The organism is Lysobacter oryzae DSM 21044 (genome assembly GCF_059568595.1).
On record NZ_JCANTQ010000004.1, the window covers coordinates 1 to 2,012 of the forward strand.

Here is a 2,012-nt window from a genome sequence, read left to right on the forward strand (position 1 = left end):
GCCTAACGCCTTGAAATTAGCCGAGCCGCGAAGCGGCTTCGGCTACATTGAACTGTTAGGCCGTAGGGTAGCCGAAGGTAAGGGCGGTTAGTAAACCGTGGAAGGTGCCGAAATCGGCGGGAGAAAGGACGTAGGGGGGACGCCGCAACCACCCGAGCTTGTCAGTGGCCGAAGCAATGAACCGACGCTGGCGCGCTCGCCAGATTGCTCGCCTGGTCCTTGGATAACGGCAGGGCCGCTGGAAGGGCCGGGGCGCGCCGACCGGGGCCGGCCGAAGAACGACGTGCTACTGACCACAGCAAGCGCGGTCCAAGACGAAGGCGGGGTACTCAGTGTGCGAACTTGTCACCCAATTTCATTCATTGGGAACGCACACGCCTAACGCCTGAATTAAGCCGAGCCGCGAAGCGGCTTCGGCTTGAATGAATTGTTAGGCACCGGCCGGCTGGCGGTGGGCCTGGAAAACAGCAGAACTGCAACGATATAGCTCGGAGGCCAAGGCCTCAGACTCCGATGCAAACTGTTGCAGCTGCTCAAGGGTGATGTGCTTGTCTTGGTGCAAGTGAGCAATCACCTCTCGGGTAAACATTGACCCATCTTGGCGCCGAAAGAAATCCATGACCAGGGGGTTATGCGCAATTATGTTACGAGTCTCGGCTAGGTCCTTTGCGCGTTGCAGTTTGGCCGACAGCTCCTTGTAGAGGTCGCCGTCATATCCCTCAAGTAGCTCAACTAGCAGCGATATTCGCTGGCCAAGCCGGAACGATCTTGTGGTGCGTTGAATCCGGTCACGCGGCAGCTCCCTAAGGCAAACGACTGTCACATGCTCGATGGAGCCAAACGCAACGAAGGCCTTGCCGATCGCCGCGGCCCATTCGCCTTTTAGATCTGTGAGCTGGACCAATGCTTCCCCCGGTGCCTAACGCCTGAATTAAGCCGAGCCGCGAAGCGGCTTCGGCTTGAATGAATTGTTAGGGTGCATGCCGGGACATCTCCAGCAGCACCATTGCACGCTCATCTAGTCTCCCACGGTCCCTGAGATAGGCCGTGGGAGCGCGGGTGATGGCAACCGTAGTTGCGGCTTGTAATGGCGAGAGCTGGCCGAGCGACTTGCCATACTCACGGTTGGCAAAATTGCTCAGGCCATGGTCCGTGCCGTTGTAAGAAAGCACGGAGTAAAAGCCGTACATCTGAGATCTGTCGAAGTGCATGGGTAGCAGGACGCTCCAAAGCGCCTCGCGCACATGCCACTGGCCTTGGGTTAGGTCAGAGTAGACAAGCGACGTGACCAGACGGGTTGCATGCGGGGTAGGCGACCCAGCATTTGCATCAATCAGGTCGCGGATGATCTGAGGTGGGGAAGAGTCTTCGGGATTGGCCTGGGTGAGGACGGCTTGAATCCGCGCAAGATGCGGCCGGACAGCAATCGTGTCGTAGGCAAACAATGCAACGGCAGGAACTCCGATCAGGAGCGCCGCTGCCTTGGCCACATTACCGATGATCTTGCTCATGCACCCTAACGCCTGAATTAAGCCGAGCCGCGAAGCGGCTTCGGCTTGAATGAATTGTTAGGGCCCATTTAGCACGGCCCCGTAGAGAGAGCCAAACCGACTTGCCGAAAGTAGTCTCCGAAGCCCGGGAAGGCAGGGTAGAACGGGGCCGCCAAGGCGCGAACGAGAAAGAACGTGCCAATCACCGCCAATGCGAGGAGTGCCCTGCGGCCGAGAGACGCGGCTTGTCTCGGCGGGAATGCCAGCAGCGCTACAGCCAAGGCAATGAGTGTCCATTGCATTAGCTGACGATGCCAAGCGTAGCCACCGCATGACGCTATACCAAACCAGACACCGCCTAGCACCGCTACTAAGAGAGCGAAGGTAGCCAGTGCTTTGAATCCGTTTGCGGAAATGTTTGGCATGGGGCCTAACGCCTGAATTAAGCCGAGCCGCGAAGCGGCTTCGGCTTGAATGAATTGTTAGGCGCGCTACCGACGCAGGAACAGTTTGCGGCGACAG

2 protein-coding genes are annotated in these 2,012 nt (G+C 58.3%); both read right to left on the reverse strand.

The genetic code is table 11. The features are described from left to right. Window positions 1-430: 430 nt before the first annotated feature. A complete protein-coding gene (locus BP05_RS00100) occupies window positions 431-904 on the reverse strand; it encodes a hypothetical protein (protein WP_496359236.1) in 474 nt (157 codons plus the stop codon). Between the two features lie 67 nt (window positions 905-971). Then, window positions 972-1,511 (reverse strand): hypothetical protein, encoded by a 540-nt coding sequence (locus BP05_RS00105; protein WP_496359238.1) that lies wholly within the window; start codon window positions 1,509-1,511, stop codon window positions 972-974. Window positions 1,512-2,012: the final 501 nt, after the last annotated feature.

Excerpts from the sequence above, each read along its gene's own strand:
- BP05_RS00105 (WP_496359238.1), bottom strand. The coding sequence starts at position 1,511 with ATGAGCAAGATCATCGGTAATGTGGCCAAGGCAGCGGCGCTCCTGATC.